Here is an 18116-nt window from a genome sequence, read left to right on the forward strand (position 1 = left end):
CAATAGGTTTTTGCTTATTATCCAAAAAAGACGGTCAGTCCTCTTCCCATGAAATGCAGTCTTTGGGACAGTTTTTTACAGCCTCAAGGATGTTTTCGTCCTGATAATCATCCAGGGGCCGGACCTGGACAAAACCGGAATCACCGATTTCAAATGCATGGGGGGCCACCTCCACACAGATTTCACACAAAATACACGATCCCAGATCAATCACCGGTCGTTTCATCATTTGTCATTATCCTTTACCGTATCAAACCACCATCCCTTGTTGATATGGGCCTGTTTCTCCTTGAGTGCCAGCTCCAGAATCCGATACCCGGAATCCAGCAGAATGCCGTAAAGTACCCCGCATCCGGGATCCTCATGGTGCTCATATCCCTGTTGCGCCAGTTCAATCATTTGTCTGGCCATCTCAATGGTGCGGGCGATATTTTCATCACATTTTTTGGCAGTCATCGGGCATTCCTTTGTTTGGTCGTCTCCCGGATCAGGTCACAGATCCGGGCGGTTTCAAATGTCCACCCGGTATACATCCAAATTTTTGTCTGATCTGCAAGCAGATCTTCAGAAAGGGTGTCCGGATCCAACCGCCCGGCATGGTTCAGTGCCCGGGTTGCATAGGCTTTCTTGACAGGGTCTTTGTCATCCATAAAAGGGACAATCAATGAGGCCCTGTAGGCGCTGATCCGGTCAGGGGCGGCTTGTGCATATGTGCCGATGCCCCATAAAATACCCTGCTGGAGCTGGGGATTGTCGATGAAATTGGCTTCCGGATCCAGAAACGAAAACATGATGGAGTCGAATTCAGCGGCCAGGCCCGGATGCCGGCTTAAAATTTCTCCCATGGCCTCGGCCGATCCCCACCCGATGCCCCCGGACTCATCATTAAGATTCCACATGAGCCGCCGCATCAAATCCCGGGCTTTTTCCATGTGATTTTCACCCATGCGAAACCCTAAGTGTCCCATGGCGGTCACGCTGCGGAACCGGATCAGTTCATTTCGGTTATAAAAGAAAAAAAACAGATGTCCCTTCAACTGCGGGTCTGGAATTTGCGCCAACCGGTCCAGCGCTGTCTGCCGGTCCGGATTTTTGAGCAACTCCTTGACCTGTTGTCGGATTTTTCTACCGTGGGGTCTGGCCATATTATCATTTTCCTGTGCCTGGTTCAGTTTGTTTCTTCAAAAGAAATAAACAGCACAAATCATGCCACAACAGCGGAAAAGGTGACCGCATTCCTGGCGTTGCCATAATGACCGAAAGCATTTACGCCAATCTGTCCGGGGAGAACCCCGGGTTTAATATCAAACCCAAAGGCTATTGGTTTTTTATTGCCGGTGTCGTCAAAAAATCTTTGAATTGATCAGAAATTCGATATGCATATCCGTATTATTAATCAGTTGACCAAAATACCGTAATCACCTCATTGTTTCCCATGGGGGAAAATTTAACGATGACATGGGATGTCAGTTTGGCGTTAAAAGCGGTGAATTTGGGTTGTTCCCCTCCTGCCTGGATCCGGGGGGCTCCCCTTTGACTGCATTGGCGGCGAGCCGCGGATAATCATTTCGAGCAACAGCAGCGGGTTTGCGCCGGACACGCAACAATGGTTGTTCTCCAAATATGAAATTGCCGGACAAATCTTCATACAGTCCTGTTTGATCCGCCCCCAGGAGTAAAGGGGAATAGTTTTTGACGGCTGGCTGCAGACAAAAATTGCCCCTCTGATATCTGAACAATCCTATCGCCCATTTTCTTGAGCATCCGGGTACAGTGCTTTGGCTCAACCCAAGTGCCGCCTGGATCTCTTTAGAGGTTGAGGTGCCTCGTGCTAAAAAGTTTTTAATCGACGTCATGATTTGCACCCCTCCGATGTAACAAATGGGTAATTCTATGAATAGAAAATATTATCGCAATGATAGCCAGAATGCCTTAGCCGCATGGTTTTGAAAAAATATACCAGCAACCGGGCATCGCTTTTTGATCTATCCAGGGAAAATAAGCAAGATTGCGATCCGTAAGCCTGCTATCGGAAAAACTCAACCAGAAACATGATGATATCCGGAAAGACGGTGGCGATGAGCATTGCAGCGACCCATGCCCCGAGAAATGGCCAGGCTTCTCTGGCGATAGCACCCATTTTTTCCCTGCATACCGGAGCTGCAATCCAAAGCTGAGGACCCATAGGTGGTGTGATTTCACCAATCAATGAATTTGTGACGGCAAGCACGCCATAAAAAACCGGATCTATTCCCAGGGTGATGACGCTTGGTATAAAAAGAGGCAGAACGATGATGACCATTGGCAGGCTGGAGAAGAAGAATCCCATAACCAGCAGAACAAAATTGACCATCATCATGAAACCAAGTGGTCCCAGTTCAAGCGAAATGACATATTGAGTGATTATCTGAGGAAGTTCTATGTAGGCAAACATTCGTCCCATAAGATCAGCGCCAATAATTAAAAAATAAATCATTGAACTGATTTTGGCTGTATCTATGGTGGCTTCTATAATTTTTCCCCAGGTCAGTTCCCTGTAAACGAACAAACCGATGAGAAGTGAATAAAGACAAGCCACCGATGCTGCCTGAGTCGGGCTGAAATAACCGCCGTAAATTCCACCCAGTACGAGAACTGGCATAAGAATCAATGGCAGTATCTTAATGAATCCCAGCTGCTTTTCTTTCCAGGTTGCCTTTGACAATGTTGCATAATTTCTTTTTTTACAGATTATGACAGCAACAATGCACATCAAGAATGCAGTCAAAAGTCCCATACCAATGCCGCCCATAAATAGATCCACGATGGAAATACGATTCAGCGCACCGAATATAATAAAAAACAAGCTCGGGGGTATAAGAAGTCCAAGTTCCGCCGAAGTGACGGCAAGACCAGATGCAAAGGGTCTATCATAGCCATTCTCCACAAAAACAGGGACCATGACAGTCCCTATTATGGCAAGACACGCAGCCGCAGAACCAGAGATGGAGCCCAGAAAAGCGGCAAAAATAATCCCGGCGACGGCCAAGCCGCCCGGTAATCTTCCAAACGTTGCCTTGATGAAGTCACTCAAAGGCACCATTCCCCCGCTTCGGAGAATCAGGTTGCCGGCCAGGATAAAGAATGGGCATGCAAGCAGGGGATATGAATTTATAGATGAAAAAAAGATCTGAGCCAGTGACTCAAATGACATTCCCATGGAATACAGTGCAATAATGCTGGATCCGAACGCAAACGCGATCGCAAGCGGGGCGCCACTTAAAAACAAAATGACCATTAATGCAATGCCGATATATACAAACAGATCCAAACCTGCCTCCAGTGGGTTCAATCTTTTTGTGATTGATACCGTTTAATTAAATTGTAAAATTCAATTATACCGACAAGGGTGAATATGATCATACCCAAGGGGACACAGAGTTCCACAATCCATTTGGGGATCGGAAAGTATTTAGGAAATACCGCCTGACGTTCATACAGCATCATAGTTAGCACAATGCCCCCAAATGAGATAGCTGCTCCGTAAATAATTGTGGCGAGTATATTGAACAGTTCCAACAAGAGTTTAGCTTTTCCCCGGAGCTTGGTTACGACAAGATCAATGGCGACATGACCATTTTCAGCGATGAGCGGGCCACTGATCAAAAGCATGGCCCACACTGTGATCCAAACGGGCAAATCAATGACAAAATCATAGGTCATGTGAAAAAAAACACGACCTATGATTTCTCCAAGGCTTATCAGAACAGCGATGATCAGCAGGAAAGCACAAATTTTTTCTATCACTCTATATGCTTTGTCGATTAAACTTTTTCCCATCTGTCAGATCATCCTTTCCAGCAGGTGATAAAATTATCTTGCAGTATCGATTGCCTTGATCAATTCAGGATCCAGTTTTTCGTACATATCGGCAAAAGAATCTCTCATCAGTTTCTGCCATTTGGTTATTTCTTCTTTTTCAAATTTCAGGGCACTGAGTTTTGGATCAGCATCCCATTTCTCAATAGATTCCTGTTCGAATTTTTCATAGTATTTGGATGCATCGATCTGATCAAATGTCGTGCTTAAAGTTTCACGAACATTTTCAGGCAGACCTTCCCACCACTTTGTGTTGGCCACCATGCAAATCGGTTGATTGCCAAAGGGAATTAGAACAGCGTATTTCGTATGACGGGCAAGTTCAAAATATCCGACTCCGCCAGTAAAATCGGTCAAAAGCCCTTCAATCATATTGGTCTGCAAGGCAGTAACAACTTCTGTGTAAGGCAGGGCAATCGGAGTTACCTTGAGTGCTTTAAGCGCTTTGGCAAACGCCTCTCCGCCAGCAAAACGGATTTTCTGACCCTCGACATCTGCGACTGATTTGATTGGTCCCGTATCTGTGAACAGATACCATGTGCCAGTATCAAATAACCATTTTATGATAGTCACCCCTTTTTCTTTGGCCATTTTATCATGAAGCGCTTTCCATTCCGGTGTATTCATCGATCTCATGTAATGATCCCAGCTTTCAAAAACACCTGGGGTCTCTCCGAGCTTCCATGCCGGATCCAGTTCTTCAAGAAAATGCGGTGCAGAATAGGTCATCTGAATCGCACCGTTGGATACTGCTTCAAGAGCCTCACTCTGGTTGCCATAAAGCATGCCTTTATCAAAAATCTTGAATTCATATTTTTTTAAGTCCGGATGAGTTTCTGTCATGCCGATGATCGCGTTGATATACAGATTAATCCCGATCTGTTCAGCAAATGCGGGATACATCGGAGTGGCGGTTGACATGGTGATCTTTTCCTTGCTTTCTGCCGTGTTTGCTCCAGGAAAGACCATTACCAAAGCGATTAACAAAGAAAAAATGGACAGAATGATTGATCGTGCAAATGTTTTTTGCATCTTCCTTCCTCCTTGATTTGTGGTTTCAAAAGGTCAAAAATTGACGATCTGATGATAGAAGATCCTGGTCAAGCACCTGTTCCAGAATCTGAACTGCACTATCTATTTGCTCTTCAGTGATAATAAAAGGTGGTCCCAGCATCACCATGTCACCAGCCTGTCCTCGGTCACACCCGCTTGAGTATTCAACAAACATTCCCTTTTCAAGGCATGCAGCAGACACCCTGGAAGAAAAACCCAGACTTTTTTCAAACGGTTTTTTGGTTGTTTTGTCTTGGACAAACTCAATACCACGCATTAAGCCCAGACCCCTGACATCACCCACCAGCGGGTGGGCTCTTAATTTATCAAGTTTGTTATTCAGATATTCACCCAAGGTGTGGGATCTTTCAACAAGATCATGTTCTTTGATGTAATCCAGTGTTTTTGATACCACCGAACAGCCCAGCGGGTTCCCGCCCCAGGAATGACCTGCACCGAAGACACCGGAGTTGGATGCAATTTTGTCATGAATGAATTGAGGAACAGCTGTCGCTCCGATGGGGAAATACCCCCCGCTCAGGCCTTTGCCCAGCGCCAGGATATCAGGCACCACATTGAAATGTTCATATGCAAACATTTTGCCGGTTCGTCCGGCGCCTGTCATTACCTCATCAAACATGAGGAGCACGTCATATTTATCACAAATCTCTCGGATCCGTTCAAAATACCCTTCAGGAGGGACCGCCCCGCAGAGAGCCATGCCTGACACCGGTTCTGCCAGAAACACCGAGACATTATCCGGCCCCAGGCACATGATTTCATTTTCCAGGGCATTGGCACAGTCCAGGTCACAGTTGTCCGGTGTTTTGTTGAACCAGCAGCGGTAACAGTATGCCGGCGGGATATGGTTGAAATCATGAAGATAGGGCATAAAATCATTTCTTCTGGCTGTGGCACCGGTCCACGCCAGAGCCCCGGCGGTGCTGCCGTGATAGCTTTGCCATCTGGAGATGACCCTTGATTTGGATGGTTTGCCATTGTCCAGATGGTATTTCCGGGCAATTTTTATTCCGATTTCAATCGCTTCGGTCCCGCCGGAAACAAAAAACACCTTGTCCATGACAAAATTGGATGCTTCGCAAAGTTTTCTTGACGCTTCTTCAAGCGGCGGGTTGGTAAAATCCACACGATGCACATAGACCAGTTTCCTGGCCTGTTCATTGATGACATCTGCCATTTCTTCAAGACCATGGCCCAGACTGCAAAGAATGGGGCCGCCGGAAGCATCCAGATACCGGTTTCCCTGGTCGTCATAGATGTACACTCCCTTACCGGAGGCAATGGATACATATTTTCGGTTCAAGAAAAAGTGAAATACATGAGATTTTCCAGAGTCTGTTTGATTATTCATGTTTTTCTCCTGGTTCTGATCATGAGATGGGCAAGTATTTTGAAATTTTTTGTGCCAGTTGAATTATTAGTTCAGCATATTCTTTTTTTATTTCTGACAAAGACGTCTGGGTTCTGAGAAAATCAAAACAAATAGCGCCGGCAACTTTGTTCGTGCCAGCATTTATCAAAGGAGCACCCAGTGCCAACAGGCCAGGGACGAACTCTTCGTTGTTGATGGAATATCCTCTTTTTTTGATCAATGCCAATTCACAAAACAGCTGGTCTCTGTCGATGATGGTTCTTCCTGTTTTATTTTCAAAGGACAGTGAATTGATAACAGCCATCTGTTCTTGTTCCGGGAGAAATGCAAGAACAGCTTTTCCAAGTGCGGTACTGTTTAGATCTTTTATTACTGTCGGTAATTGATAAGGCAGGGCATTTCGTAGTTCTCGCCTGTAAATGATCATAAGCGCATCTGTATCTCTTAAAGCCACATCCATTGTGATTTGATGCTGGTTGCATGTTTCATCTACAATCGGTTTTATCATCTGGAGGAAATCAAATCCTCTCAACAAACCATGGCCCAATGAAATGGCCTTTGATCCGAGCTTCAGTCTTTTGGTTTCCGGGTGTTTTTGAAGATAGCCCAATTCCACGAACGTGTTCACAAATCTGTATGTGGATGTCATGTTGATGCCGGTCAATTTCGATATATCGGATTGCGTACAGGAAATACGATCCTGATTGAACAGGCTTAAAATTCGTAGCCCTTTTTCAAGACTTTTGGAGAAATATGGGGTCTGCCCTTTTGCCATTAGTACCGACCCTTTACTATTATAGTAAATTGATTACTTTTATTAACTATAATAATTTTTAATTTTTCAATTTGTCAATAGAAAATTTTTGTTTTATCGATTTTTTTTCTTGGACAGTGCAATGCATTTTATCGACTTTTTCCAGAACTTAGCATTTTGAGGCCGACTTATTGAATATCTTCCTTTCTTCTTTATAGAACAACCCCGTATTTGCGACACTGCCGTCCTCTTAGGTAATTCATGGTATTCTTTATGGTAACACTATGTCCATATATTTTATAATTATCTGAATTTATTGATATGATGGCGGAGAGGGTGGGATTCGAACCCACGATCCCGGTTTTGCCGGGATACTGCTTTTCGAGAGCAGGGCCTTCAGCCGCTCGGCCACCTCTCCGATTCAGGGACCTGTCACTGGGCAGAAGTTCTGATTTTTAACGATTATGCGATGCGTGTCAAGAAGTTCCAAAATAATTATTCTTGAGTCATTGGCATGGATTGCTTACTATACTTGGATATTATTTTTTATAAAGCAGGCAATTACAGGAGAAGGGTGAATGGAGTTTTTTTTCAGGCCCCGGGGGATTGCGGTTGTGGGAGCTACAGCCAGCAAAGGAAAGGGCGGTAATCTGATTGTGTTGAATCTTAAAAAAGGATATTTTGGGCCGGTGTATCCGGTCAACCCCGGGTACGATGAAATAGAGGGGTTCACCTGCTATCCGTCCGTGTCTGATGTGCCGGATCCCGTGGATTTGGCCATCGTGTTTGTGGCGGCCCGCATGGTGCCGCAGGTGATCGAGGATTGTGCCCAAAGAGGGATTCCGGGCGTCATGATCCAGTCTGCCGGATTTTCGGAAACCGGTACCAACGGGGCGGCATTGCAGGAAAAGATCAGGCAGACGGCCCGGGAAACCGGCATCCGTCTGTGGGGGCCCAACTGTATGGGCCTGGTGGATGTGCCCAACCAATGGATATTTTCCACGGTCACCCCGACCATCTGGGATACCGGCCTGACTCCCGGCAATGTGTCTTTGATCGCCCAGAGCGGGATGCTGGCCGGGGCGTTTCTCATCGATCTCATATCCCACGGCACCATGGGGATCGCCAAGGTTTGTTCCATCGGCAACAAAATGGATGTGGATGAAAACGATCTCCTGGAATGGCTGATTCATGACCCGGACACGGCCGCCATCGGGCTGTATCTGGAATCGCTGACCGACTGCCGGCGGTTCATGGCCTTATGCCGCAGTACCCCCAAACCCGTGGTGATTCTCAACGGCGGGAAAACCGCAGGAGGCGCAGCAGCAGCCCAAAGCCACACGGCCAGTCTGTCGGCCGGCGGAGCACTGGTGGCCGGTGCCATGGCCCAGGCCGGAGTTATAACGGCGGACGGGTTTTACCAGCTGGCTGATTTTTCAAGGACCTTTGGCATGTATGCCCATCTGCCGCCCCGAACCGGAAACCGGGTGGCCGTGCTCACCTACACGGGTGCCGCAGGAATCGTGTCCGCGGATATCATGGACCGGCACGGCCTTGAATTGTCTCAATTCAGTGACACTACGCTGGAAACATTGCAGACGGTTTTTCCGGAATGGATGCCGCCTGCCAATCCCGTGGACATGTGGCCCGGAATTATTTTGAACGGATCCAAAAAAACCTATGAAACAGCCATGCAGGCGGTGTGCGCTGATCCGGCGGTGGATGCCGTGTTTATCCATTGCTTTGCCGGGGGATTCAGCCTGGAGGTGGATCTGGAAAAAATGGCCAACACCGCCCGGGAAGCGGGCAAGCCGCTGTTCTGCTGGATTTCCGGGGAACGGGACCGGGTGTATCGGTTCCAGAAAACGGCACAGCCCCTGGGGGTGCCGGTATTCCGGGAGATAATGCGGGCCGTGGAATGCATGGGCATGCTGCTGAACCGCCCCTGCCCAAAGATTGAAACCGATCCGGAAACAGCGGCGGAAGAACGGATCCGCCGGTTGACACAGGATCCCCGCCTGGCGGTGCTGGCATCAAACACCGGTGAACTGGACGAATTGGTATCCAAACAGGTGCTCAAAGCCTGCGGCATCCCGGTGGTGGAAGAAAAACAGGTGACTTTTTTTGAGGAAGCACAGCGCGCGGCGGCTGATTTCGGGTTCCCCCTGGTGGTCAAGGGCATGGTTGCCGGGGTGTCACACAAGACCGAATCCAGTCTGGTGCACCTGGGCATCGCCTCTGACCAAGATCTTGCATCGGCGGTGACAACGCTTCAACAGACCATGGAAGGCCGCGGCCGTATCCTGATCCAGAAACAGGTCCCGGGGAAAATAGAGCTGGTGGCAGGATTTGTCCGGGATCCCCGGCTGGGGCCCTGTGTCATGTGCGGGCTGGGCGGGATATTTGCCGAAGCCCTCAATGACACGGTGTTCGGGGTGGCGCCTCTGACCCTGGCAGATGCCCTGGCCATGATCGACCGGCTCAAATGCCGGCCCATGCTGGACGGGTATCGGGGATATGATCCAGTGGACAAAAATGCCCTGGGACGTATCCTTGTCATTTTGGGGGATTTGGGTTGCGCGTATCCGGACATCCGGGAAATCGATATCAATCCTTTGATTATGCACAAAGGAGATCCTGTTGCCGTGGACGGGCTGGTGGTGCTGGCATAATTATTGCTTATAGCAATTTATGGTTTTTCCACTTATAATTGAGTTTAGAAACGCGGCAACTTTTCATCTGGTTACCGCTTAAACCCGGATCAGCAAATATCGGTTATTGCTGGATTCAAACAAAAAAATCTGGAGGAACGATGAAAAGCTTATTAAAAAATCTGGTAATCATTGTGATGCTTGCTTCATTGAGTTTTCTGACGGTCAGTTGCAACACCATGCAGGGGGTGGGTGAGGATCTGGAAACTGCCGGTGAAAAAATTCAACAAAAAGCGGATTGATTTAGTTTGATGGCTGAGACAACACCGCCGCAAAACGCATTCAATCGACTGGCTGACAGCAAAAGCCCCTATTTACTGCAGCATGCAGATAATCCGGTGGCCTGGCATCCCTGGGGAAAACAAGCCTTTGAAAAAGCAAAAAAAGAGGACAAACCCGTTTTTCTCTCCATCGGATATGCCACCTGCCACTGGTGTCATGTCCCACCCCATGGGATTTACGCAGTTTCTTGCTGCCTGTGATTTTATCATCGGCCCGACCCAGGAAATTGTGGTGGTCGGGGACCCCGGCAACCAGAAGACCACAGACATGTTGCGTGCCGTCAAACAGGCATATCTTCCCAATAAAGTCCTTTTGTTCCGCGGCAAACAGGACGCTTTTGAAGAACTGGATAAAATCGCTGCCTATGCGGGGGAAATGGCTTCTGCCGTACCTGCGGACCGGCCTACAACATTCTGGTGCCAGCAGTTTGCCTGCCGGGAACCCATTACCGCGGTTGAAAAACTGAAATCCATCATAGAATCCGCATGAAAAAAGGGCGGTCAATGCCCGGTTCAAAAAAATTGTCTTTATTTCAACAGCGGTTTTTCGTATAAGAATGAGACAAATCAGACGACAGGTGCAGGACCAAAGTTTTCCTGAAAGGAACGACCAATATGGCAACGACCGACATGTGGAATGAGGCGTATATAGAGGCCCAGTATAAAAAATGGAAACATGACCAAAACGCCGTTCCCCGGGACTGGCAGTTTTTCTTTAAAGGATTTGACATCGGAAACAAAGGGGCGGCAAAACAAGACATTGCCGATACCCCGGATGCGGCCCTTGCCCAGTCCCGGGTGGAATCACTGATATACCGGTACCGGGACTTAGGCCATCTCATGGCGTGCATGGATCCGCTTTCTTCCTGCCCCACAGACCATCCGTTGCTGAACCTTGAGACATTCGGCCTGTCGCCGGATCAGCTGGATACTTTTTTTTATACCCGCCGGTTTTCCGACTCAGGCCGGGCCCGGCTCAAGGATATTCTCAGCCGGCTCAAGGAAACCTACTGCCATTCCATCGGTGTTGAATACATGCACCTGCAGGACCCTGCGGAAAGACGATGGCTTCAGGAAAGAATGGAACCGGTCAAAAATCGCCCGGACCTTGCAGACAAAGAAAAAACCATGGTACTGGAAAAACTGACCCGCACCGGGGTGTTCGAACGGTTTCTGAACAGTAAATATCCGGGCCAGACACGGTTTTCCGTGGAAGGCGCCGAGATGGTCGTTCCCATGCTGCATGCGCTGTTCAACCGGGTGTCGGAGGACGGATGCGGCGAAGTCATCATGGGCATGGCCCACCGGGGCCGGTTAAGCGTTCAGACCCAGGTGCTTCAAAGGCCGTATGAGGATATTTTCAAGGCGTTTGAAAGCTGTTACAATCCCGCGGACCTCATCGGTGCCGGGGATGTGAAATACCACAACGGGTACCTGGCGGATATCGAGACCGCCGGCGGGAAATCTTTGCGGGTGTGTCTTCTGGACAATCCCAGCCATCTGGAATCCGTGGATCCGGTGGTCGAAGGGTTTGCCCGGGCCAGGCAGGAAAAGGCCGGCTCCGATGGGTTACGCCAGATTCTGCCTTTGCTGCTCCACGGGGATGCCGCGTTCGCCGGCCAGGGCATTGTGGCGGAAACCCTGAACATGTCCCAGCTTTCAGGATTTCATACCGGCGGAACCATTCATATGATCATCAACAACCAGATCGGGTACACCACAACGCCTGAAAATGCCCGGTCCAGCCGGTATTCCACGGATGTGGCCAAAATGCTCATGGTCCCGATTTTTCACGTTCACGGCGAAGACCCGGAAGCGGCCCTTCATGTGGTGAACCTGGCAGCGGCCTACCGGAAGCAGTTTCACAAGGACGTGGTGATCGATGTGATCTGTTACCGCAGGTTCGGCCACAATGAAGGGGATGAACCCTATTTTACCCAGCCCCGGATGTATGAGCGGATCCGCTCCCGGGCCCCCCTGGACCGGGCCTATGCCGACCGGCTGATCGAAGAAAAAATCATTTCTCCTGAAAAACCCGAAGCGCTGTCAAAAGCGACAAAAAAGGAGATGGAGACCGCGTTTGACAATGTCCGGGGTGATACGTGCACGTTTCCGGAACCGAAATTTTATCCGGAATGGGACGGCATTTCCACCAGCTATTCCCATGAAAAAACCGATACGGCCGTGGAAAAATCAAAATTAACGGCCTACGCCCAAAAACTGTATGAAGTCCCGGAGGGGTTTGCCATTTATGACAAACTGGCCCGGGTCCTGGAAAAACGTCTGGATGCGGTATCAAAGGGCAAGGATATTGACTGGGGCACGGCGGAAGCGTTGGCATTTGCCTCCCTTCTGGCCCAGGGCATTCCCGTCCGGTTGAGCGGCCAGGACAGCGGCCGGGGCACCTTTTCCCAGCGCCACAGCGTGATCCGGGACATCAAAAACGCAGACCTTTGGGTGCCGTTGAACCATATTGCCGAAGACCAGGCGGCATACCGGGTTTATGACAGTTTTCTGTCTGAAGCCGGTGTTCTGGGATTTGAATACGGGTATGCCGTGGCAAATCCCGGAGGGCTGACCCTGTGGGAGGCCCAGTTCGGGGATTTTGTCAACAATGCCCAGGCTGTGATCGATCTGTATATTGCCGCCGGAGAGGCCAAATGGCGGCGCCAGTGCGGCCTGGTACTGCTGCTGCCCCACGGATATGAAGGTCTGGGGCCGGAGCATTCCAGCGCCCGGCCGGAACGCTTTCTCCAGTTGTGCGCCCATGACAACCTCCAGGTGTGCAACCCCACCACCCCGGCCCAGTATTTTCATCTGCTCCGGCGCCAGATGATGAGGTCATTTAGAAAACCCCTGGTGATCCTGACCCCCAAAAGCCTGCTGCGGCATCCCATGGCCGTGTCGGAAATAAAAGATCTCACCTCAGGCGGTTTCAGTGAAATCCTGGATGATCCTGAAACGGTTAAAAATCCCGAGCGCGTGGTGTTTTGCAGCGGAAAAATCTTTTATGAACTGGTGAAAAACCGGTCGGAATCCGCCCGGGACAAGATTGCCGTCATCCGGATGGAACAGTTTTACCCGTTTCCCGAGCAATTGCTGGAACAGGTCATTTCCAGGTACAAGAATACCCCACAGTGGTACTGGGTCCAGGAAGAACCCGCCAACATGGGAGGGGCTGAGTTCATCCGGCCGCGCCTGGAAAAAATGGTGGGCGATTCGGTGCACTGCGTGACTCGCCCGGCCCAGGCTTCCCCGGCCACGGGGTTTTCGGGGGTTTACAAACAGGAACAGGCAGCGATTATCAAAAAGGCATTAACGCTTTGATCCGGCCTGTGTCGGACCCGGCCGCGTTTTTACTGCATTTTTAAGGAGTGATCATGGCACATGACGTAAAAGTTCCAAGTGTGGGCGAATCGGTTACAGAGGCCCTTCTGGTCCAGTGGTTGAAAAATGACGGGGACACTGTTCAAGCGGACGAGCCTTTGTTTGTCATTGAAACCGATAAAGTCACCCTGGAGGTGACGGCAGACACCGGCGGTACACTCAACATCAAAGTCAAAGAAGGGGAGACCGTGGCCATCGGCACGGTGGTGGCGGAGATTGAATCCGGCGGAAAGACCGAAAAAGACACTTCCGACACGGTACGGGAACAGGAATCCGAACCCGAAAACACCGCCCCAAAGGACTCCGGCCCTTCTGAAAAAAAGGAACCCAAAGGCCAGGAGAAAAAAAGCGAAACGGAAAACAAAGAGATTCCGGAAAAAGAGGAGAGGGATAAAGCCGGCAACATCTCCCCGTCGGCTCGGCGTCTGGCAGAAGAAAAACAGATTGACCTGTCCGATGTCACGCCCAGCGGCCCGGGCGGCAGAATCACCAAGAGTGACGTGCTGCTCGTCCTGGAATCTTCCCAGGACCGGGCCGTTGAACCGGATGCTTCTGAACCGGACAAGGCTGAATCGGACGGCAAGACTGATCCGGAGACATCTGCATCAGACAAAGCAGAACCTGACAAAGCGGGAAGTGATAAAGGGGAAAGCGATCAAGCGGATTCAGGCAAAGCTGGCTCCGAGGAACGCGTGACCCGGAAACCCATGACCCCGATCCGCCGCAAAATTGCGGAGCACCTGCTCAAAGCCCGGCAGAACACCGCCATGCTGACCACGTTCAATGAAATCGACATGAGCCGGGTCATGGCCCTGCGCCAGGCATACAAAGAGCCATTCAAGGAAAAGCACCAGGTGTCACTGGGATTTATGTCTTTTTTCATCAAGGCCTGCATCGAGGCATTGAAACAGAATCCCCAGGTCAATGCCTTTGTGGATGGCAAGGATATTGTCTATCATCATTACTATCATGTGGGGGTGGCCATCGGATCGGGCAAAGGCCTGGTGGTGCCGGTGATCCGCCATGCAGACCAGCTGGATTTTGCCGGCATTGAAAAGGCCATTGTCTCGTTTGTGGACAAAATCGAGAACAACCGGCTGGAACTGGCGGACCTGGAAGGCGGCACCTTTACCGTGAGCAACGGCGGTGTTTACGGGTCTCTTTTAAGCACCCCGATCCTCAACTCCCCCCAGAGCGGGATTCTGGGTATGCACAAAATTGAAAAACGGCCCGTGGTGATCGATGATGAGGTGGTGATCCGGCCCATGATGTACGTGGCGTTGAGCTATGACCACCGCATCGTGGACGGCCGGGAGGCGGTCACCTGTCTCAAAAAGATCAAGGCCTGTGTTGAAAACCCGGAACGCATGCTTTTGGAGGTATGATAATGAGTCAGAAAAACACCTATGATGTGGTGGTCATCGGATCAGGACCGGGCGGTTATTCTGCGGCCCTGCGCGCTGCGCAACTGGGATTTGACACCGCTCTGGTTGAAAAGGAGAAAACCCTGGGCGGGGTCTGCCTGAACGTGGGATGCATCCCGAGCAAGGCCCTGCTGGATTCAAGCGAACGATACCACCAGGCCCGGCACAAAATGGCGGAACACGGCATTGAGATCAAGGATGTGCGGCTGGATCTGGAAACCATGATGTCGCGTAAAAACAAGGTGGTAAAAGAACTGACCCATAACCTTCGGGAGCTTCTGGAAAGAGGCAAGATTGAGATCATCCACGGCACGGCCCGGGTGGAAGCACCGGATCGGGTCCATGTCACCCGGGATGAAGAAAACGGGAGCGGGGACAGGGAACTGATCCTGCCGGCCCGGTATATTCTGGTGGCCACGGGCAGCGAGCCCAGTCCCCTGCCGGATCTTGATTTTGACGGCAAACACATCATCAGTTCAACCGAAGCTTTGGCACTGGATACCGTGCCAAAGCGGCTGGGCATTGTGGGGGCCGGGTATGTGGGCCTTGAACTGGGATCGGTGTGGCAGCGGCTCGGGTCTGAAGTGACGGTGATCGAGATGCTGCCCCAGGCCGCCGGCAGCGCGGACGGCCAGGTGGCACGGACCCTGATGCGGCTGCTCAAAGCCCAGGGCATGGATATCCGGTTGAAGACCACCGTTACAAAGGCGGCGGTAAAAGACAATCAGGTTGAGGTATCGGTCAAGGCCAAAGACGCGTCAGACACCCTTTCCTTTGACCGCCTGCTGGTGTCGGTGGGCCGGCGCCCGAGGCTGGACGGCCTGGGACTCGACGAACTGGGGGTGGAAACAGACCCGGACACCGGCCGGATTGTCGTGGATGCGGCTTTTCGCACCCGTGTGCCGTCCATTTATGCCATCGGTGATATCATCGCCGGCCCCATGCTGGCCCACAAGGCTTCCGCTGAAGGCGCGGCCGCGGCCGAATGCATGGCCGGTCTGCCCGGAGACGTGAATTACGACACGATCCCTTCCGTGATTTATACCTCTCCCCAGGCCGCAGGCGCGGGCATGACCCAGGAAGACGCAAAAAAAAGGGGTATCCCGTTTCTCACCGGCACGTATCCGTTTTCAGGCACGGGCAGGGCAAGGTGTCTCGGGGACACGGACGGATTTGTCAAACTCATTGTCCATAAAACATCCGACCGCATCCTGGGCGTGCACATCATCGGTCCCAGTGCCTCGGAAATGATTGCTGAAGGCGTGGCCGCCATGGAAGCCGGGATGACCGCAACACAGATCGCCGGCATGATTCACAGCCATCCCACATTCAGCGAAGCCATCCAGGAGGCCGCGGCAGCGGTCCCGAAAAAATAGTGGCAGCCATGACCCATTCAAGAGCCTTGTTTGTTGTGCTGACCGCCGGGGTCCTGTGGTCGTTCGGGGCGCTCACCATCCGTTACATGGTGGACCCTGAGGATTACCGGTGGCAGTATCTGTTTTTCCGGGGGTTGACCGTGGCGGCCATCCTGTGCATCTATCTGATGGCCAGGGACCGGCACCGGTTTGTGGAAAATTTTCGGAAAATCGGAGCGTCAGGAATTGTCGGCGCGTTAGGCCTGGTGGGGGCGTTCATTTTTTTCATCTGGTCCATCACGTTGACCACGGCGGCCAATACCCTGTTTCTGTTCTCCACCATCCCGTTTATTGCGGCATTTCTGGGGATTGTCCTTCTCAAGGAAACCCTGCGCCCCATCACCTGGGTGTCCATGGGCATCGCATTTGTGGGCATCGGCGTGATGGTGGTGGAAGGTCTGGAAGCGGGCAGCCTGCTGGGAATCGTCACCGGATTTGCTTCCGCCTGCGGGTTTGCCACGTTTTCCATCTCGCTGCGGATGCGCAAGGAAACCCCCCAGTTTGCCACGGTGGCCCTGGCCGGGATCCTGTGTGCCGTGATCACCGCCGGGATCATGCTGGTTCAAAACGATGCCATTACCATGCCTTTGCGAAACATTCTATTGAGCATGGTGCACGGGTCTCTGGTGGGGGTCGGGCTGATCCTGTTTTCTTTAGGGGCCGGATATTTCCCGGCGGCTGAACTGAACCTGCTGTCCCTGTTCGAGGTGGTGGGCGGGGTGATCTGGGTGTATCTGCCCATCTTCGGGATTCATGAGGTGCCCAGCCTGCTGACCGTGATCGGCGGCTGCATTGTTTCCGGGGCCATTGTCCTGAACAGCCTGGGGTCCAGGCATGAACCCGTACCCATCAAGCCGGTGTGAGACCGGTTATGCCACGCGGTCAAACGCGTGCCTGATCTCAGGCATGTGCTCCACAAGAATGCGCATGAACGCATGTTCCAGATCGATCATCTCCTGATCCTTTTTCCGGAGCCATTCCGACAGCCAGGCAAACCGCAGGGCCAGGACATATTCCGGGAAAAACCGCCACCCCATCTCACTGATCACCTCTGTCTGGTGCAGTTTAGCCAGAAAGGTCATGACCATGTCCATGCCCAAGCCGTTGGGATTCTCGATGCCGGCACATCCCACAAAATTGGCGGCATCGTAAAGATCGGGTTTGATGCCGGCAAATTCCCAGTCGATCACGGCCCGGATCTCGTCTTTGTCCCAGATGATGTTCAAGGGGTGCAGATCCCCGTGGCAGAACGCGAAGGCTAAGTGATCATGGGCCGGCATGAATTCAGCCTCCAGAAAATCCAGCACCGGCAGAAACCGGTCATACACGGGCTGATCATGGATTTTCATGGTTCTGAAAAGTTCATGGATATAAGTTTTGATGGAAAACCGGGGAAAAGAGAGATGCTTTTCCATGCCCGTGGCGGCTTCAGCCATTTTTATCAGGAACCGGGCCGTGTTTTGGCCCATGGCTGCGGATGACAGATAATCCGGCCGTTTTAAAAAGGTTCCGTCAAGAAACCGAGAGACTTGAAAACAGGCCCCATTGAAAAACGGCAGAAATTCTCCCTGCACCGTTTTCCGGTATGGCACCACCCGGGTCAGGCCGCGGGTGAACAAAAAATCCACAGCCCGGGCCACCCGGTCCCGGATGGTTCGTTTTCCGGGGTCAAACTGCTCCACCAGAAACTGCCGGTCCTGTGTATCCGCCATCACTATCCGGGACAAGGCCCGCTCCGGGCTGCCCTGGATGTCGATGTCCTGCCGGATACAGTGGATGTCCATCTGCCATTGATCACAAATCCACTGGCGCAGGGCTGTGTTTGACCAGTCAAGCATGG

18 protein-coding genes and 1 tRNA gene are annotated in these 18116 nt (G+C 51.3%); 8 read left to right on the forward strand and 11 right to left on the reverse strand.

The window, feature by feature from the left end; all coding sequences use genetic code 11:
• Positions 1–34: 34 nt before the first annotated feature.
• The 10 genes from K365_RS0102005 to K365_RS0102055 form a co-directional block, all read right to left on the reverse strand.
• Positions 35–229: a ferredoxin gene (locus K365_RS0102005; RefSeq protein WP_006967813.1), complete on the reverse strand. Its 195-nt coding sequence runs from the start codon at positions 227–229 to the stop codon at positions 35–37.
• On the reverse strand, positions 226–456 hold the full coding sequence (locus tag K365_RS0102010; protein ID WP_006967810.1) for a hypothetical protein: 231 nt from the start codon (positions 454–456) through the stop codon (positions 226–228). The genes K365_RS0102005 and K365_RS0102010 overlap by 4 nt, the downstream gene beginning before the upstream one ends.
• Positions 453–1145 carry a DVU0298 family protein gene (locus K365_RS0102015; protein ID WP_024333302.1) on the reverse strand — a complete coding sequence of 231 codons (693 nt, stop codon included), beginning with the start codon at positions 1143–1145 and terminating at the stop codon, positions 453–455. Before K365_RS0102015 ends, K365_RS0102010 begins: the two co-directional genes overlap by 4 nt.
• Positions 1146–1466: 321 nt before the next feature.
• Positions 1467–1856 (reverse strand): hypothetical protein, encoded by a 390-nt coding sequence (locus tag K365_RS0102025; protein ID WP_024333303.1) that lies wholly within the window; start codon positions 1854–1856, stop codon positions 1467–1469.
• A 170-nt stretch (positions 1857–2026) separates the two neighbouring features.
• Positions 2027–3310 (reverse strand): TRAP transporter large permease, encoded by a 1284-nt coding sequence (locus tag K365_RS0102030; protein WP_024333304.1) that lies wholly within the window; start codon positions 3308–3310, stop codon positions 2027–2029.
• A gap of 17 nt (positions 3311–3327) precedes the next feature.
• Positions 3328–3819: a TRAP transporter small permease gene (locus tag K365_RS0102035; protein WP_006967805.1), complete on the reverse strand. Its 492-nt coding sequence runs from the start codon at positions 3817–3819 to the stop codon at positions 3328–3330.
• 33 nt (positions 3820–3852) lie between these two features.
• A complete protein-coding gene (locus tag K365_RS0102040; RefSeq protein ID WP_024333305.1) occupies positions 3853–4890 on the reverse strand; it encodes a TRAP transporter substrate-binding protein in 1038 nt (345 codons plus the stop codon).
• A gap of 25 nt (positions 4891–4915) precedes the next feature.
• A complete protein-coding gene (locus tag K365_RS0102045; RefSeq protein WP_006967803.1) occupies positions 4916–6283 on the reverse strand; it encodes an aminotransferase family protein in 1368 nt (455 codons plus the stop codon).
• A 19-nt stretch (positions 6284–6302) separates the two neighbouring features.
• Entirely contained in the window at positions 6303–7079 is a 777-nt protein-coding gene (locus tag K365_RS0102050) for an IclR family transcriptional regulator (RefSeq protein WP_006967802.1), read from the reverse strand.
• Positions 7080–7383: 304 nt separating this feature from the next.
• Positions 7384–7476: transfer RNA gene (locus tag K365_RS0102055), tRNA-Ser, on the reverse strand.
• A 160-nt stretch (positions 7477–7636) separates the two neighbouring features.
• Between K365_RS0102055 and K365_RS0102060 the strand changes: the two genes are divergently transcribed.
• The 8 genes from K365_RS0102060 to K365_RS0102095 all read left to right on the forward strand — a co-directional run bounded on the left by K365_RS0102060 (position 7637) and on the right by K365_RS0102095 (position 17139).
• A complete protein-coding gene (locus tag K365_RS0102060; protein WP_024333306.1) occupies positions 7637–9730 on the forward strand; it encodes an acetate--CoA ligase family protein in 2094 nt (697 codons plus the stop codon).
• 38 nt (positions 9731–9768) lie between these two features.
• The gene (locus K365_RS28340) at positions 9769–10011 is read left to right on the forward strand and encodes an entericidin A/B family lipoprotein (RefSeq protein ID WP_211221098.1); all 243 of its coding nucleotides are present in this window, start codon (positions 9769–9771) and stop codon (positions 10009–10011) included.
• A 9-nt stretch (positions 10012–10020) separates the two neighbouring features.
• Complete coding sequence (locus tag K365_RS27060; protein ID WP_201765644.1) at positions 10021–10251, forward strand: DUF255 domain-containing protein; 231 nt, start codon at positions 10021–10023, stop codon at positions 10249–10251.
• The gene (locus K365_RS0102075) at positions 10220–10540 is read left to right on the forward strand and encodes a hypothetical protein (RefSeq protein WP_084489713.1); all 321 of its coding nucleotides are present in this window, start codon (positions 10220–10222) and stop codon (positions 10538–10540) included. Before K365_RS27060 ends, K365_RS0102075 begins: the two co-directional genes overlap by 32 nt.
• A gap of 125 nt (positions 10541–10665) precedes the next feature.
• Complete coding sequence (locus K365_RS0102080) at positions 10666–13377, forward strand: 2-oxoglutarate dehydrogenase E1 component (protein WP_024333308.1); 2712 nt, start codon at positions 10666–10668, stop codon at positions 13375–13377.
• A gap of 53 nt (positions 13378–13430) precedes the next feature.
• Entirely contained in the window at positions 13431–14822 is a 1392-nt protein-coding gene (odhB, locus tag K365_RS0102085) for a 2-oxoglutarate dehydrogenase complex dihydrolipoyllysine-residue succinyltransferase (protein ID WP_024333309.1), read from the forward strand.
• 2 nt (positions 14823–14824) lie between these two features.
• Positions 14825–16237, forward strand: a complete 1413-nt coding sequence (gene lpdA, locus K365_RS0102090) for a dihydrolipoyl dehydrogenase (RefSeq protein WP_024333310.1) — start codon at positions 14825–14827, stop codon at positions 16235–16237.
• Between the two features lie 8 nt (positions 16238–16245).
• Entirely contained in the window at positions 16246–17139 is an 894-nt protein-coding gene (locus K365_RS0102095; RefSeq protein ID WP_029724862.1) for a DMT family transporter, read from the forward strand.
• Between the two features lie 6 nt (positions 17140–17145).
• On the opposite strand, the gene K365_RS26295 is transcribed toward K365_RS0102095, so the two are convergent.
• Positions 17146–18114, reverse strand: coding sequence for a phosphotransferase (locus tag K365_RS26295; RefSeq protein ID WP_024333312.1), 969 nt, complete (start codon positions 18112–18114; stop codon positions 17146–17148).
• Positions 18115–18116: the final 2 nt, after the last annotated feature.

The sequence above is a fragment of the Desulfotignum balticum DSM 7044 genome, assembly GCF_000421285.1.
In the GTDB taxonomy this organism is placed as follows: Bacteria; Desulfobacterota; Desulfobacteria; order Desulfobacterales; family Desulfobacteraceae; genus Desulfotignum; species Desulfotignum balticum.

Coding starts and splice junctions, on each gene's coding strand:
- K365_RS27060 (WP_201765644.1), top strand. CDS start 10,021: ATGGCTGAGACAACACCGCCGCAAAACGCATTCAATCGACTGGCTGAC.
- K365_RS0102075 (WP_084489713.1), top strand. CDS start 10,220: ATGGGATTTACGCAGTTTCTTGCTGCCTGTGATTTTATCATCGGCCCG.
- K365_RS0102060 (WP_024333306.1), top strand. CDS start 7,637: ATGGAGTTTTTTTTCAGGCCCCGGGGGATTGCGGTTGTGGGAGCTACA.
- K365_RS0102045 (WP_006967803.1), bottom strand. CDS start 6,283: ATGAATAATCAAACAGACTCTGGAAAATCTCATGTATTTCACTTTTTC.
- K365_RS0102015 (WP_024333302.1), bottom strand. CDS start 1,145: ATGGCCAGACCCCACGGTAGAAAAATCCGACAACAGGTCAAGGAGTTG.
- odhB (WP_024333309.1), top strand. CDS start 13,431: ATGGCACATGACGTAAAAGTTCCAAGTGTGGGCGAATCGGTTACAGAG.
- K365_RS26295 (WP_024333312.1), bottom strand. CDS start 18,114: ATGCTTGACTGGTCAAACACAGCCCTGCGCCAGTGGATTTGTGATCAA.
- K365_RS0102095 (WP_029724862.1), top strand. CDS start 16,246: ATGACCCATTCAAGAGCCTTGTTTGTTGTGCTGACCGCCGGGGTCCTG.
- K365_RS0102010 (WP_006967810.1), bottom strand. CDS start 456: ATGACTGCCAAAAAATGTGATGAAAATATCGCCCGCACCATTGAGATG.
- K365_RS0102005 (WP_006967813.1), bottom strand. CDS start 229: ATGATGAAACGACCGGTGATTGATCTGGGATCGTGTATTTTGTGTGAA.
- K365_RS0102040 (WP_024333305.1), bottom strand. CDS start 4,890: ATGCAAAAAACATTTGCACGATCAATCATTCTGTCCATTTTTTCTTTG.
- K365_RS0102050 (WP_006967802.1), bottom strand. CDS start 7,079: ATGGCAAAAGGGCAGACCCCATATTTCTCCAAAAGTCTTGAAAAAGGG.
- K365_RS0102035 (WP_006967805.1), bottom strand. CDS start 3,819: ATGGGAAAAAGTTTAATCGACAAAGCATATAGAGTGATAGAAAAAATT.
- K365_RS0102080 (WP_024333308.1), top strand. CDS start 10,666: ATGGCAACGACCGACATGTGGAATGAGGCGTATATAGAGGCCCAGTAT.
- K365_RS0102025 (WP_024333303.1), bottom strand. CDS start 1,856: ATGACGTCGATTAAAAACTTTTTAGCACGAGGCACCTCAACCTCTAAA.
- lpdA (WP_024333310.1), top strand. CDS start 14,825: ATGAGTCAGAAAAACACCTATGATGTGGTGGTCATCGGATCAGGACCG.